The 441-nt window shown below is 59.4% G+C and carries 2 pseudogenes; both read right to left on the bottom strand.

Annotated features, from left to right (window positions below):
- Positions 1-129, bottom strand: a pseudogene (locus QCE79_RS39555) (ATP-binding protein); the annotation flags it as partial.
- 2 nt (positions 130-131) lie between these two features.
- A pseudogene (locus QCE79_RS39550) lies at positions 132-441 on the bottom strand (IS21 family transposase); the annotation flags it as partial.

Genomic DNA, 441 nt, shown 5'->3' with positions numbered 1-441 from the left:
CAACGTCAGGAAATCGGTATAGGCGAGCTTACGGTCGATGGCTTCACGGTTGCGTGCTTCGAGCGTGTCGAGGATGCCGGACAGTCGCAATTGCTTAAGTGAAGACGTGAGTTCGGGAATTGGATTCATGTTCAATGGATCAGGAGAGTCTGGGTATCGCGGCAGAAGCGGCCGCCGTGGGTGTAGGTGGTCGCGCCTGATTCAACAGGTTCGATCGACAGCGAGGTCTGATCGAGGCCTTTCTGCAAGATCAGCTTGACGGCTTTGTAGCTCGGCGTGCCGAAGTGATTCGCGCGACGGCAGGCCGCCTCCAGGCGCGATGCGCCGAACTGCTGAGCGAACCGCAGCACGCCCTGGACGGCGCGCAGCTTGATGAGAACCTGATCGCCGAAGAGCGCGTGAACAAGCGCGTAGCATGACGGCCCGATACGTTGTGCTTCT

It is taken from the genome of Caballeronia sp. LZ003 (genome assembly GCF_031451465.1).
In the GTDB taxonomy this organism is placed as follows: domain Bacteria; phylum Pseudomonadota; class Gammaproteobacteria; order Burkholderiales; family Burkholderiaceae; genus Caballeronia.
The sequence above is the reverse complement of the archived record's forward strand: the minus strand, read 5'-3'. Positions and strand labels throughout refer to the sequence as shown.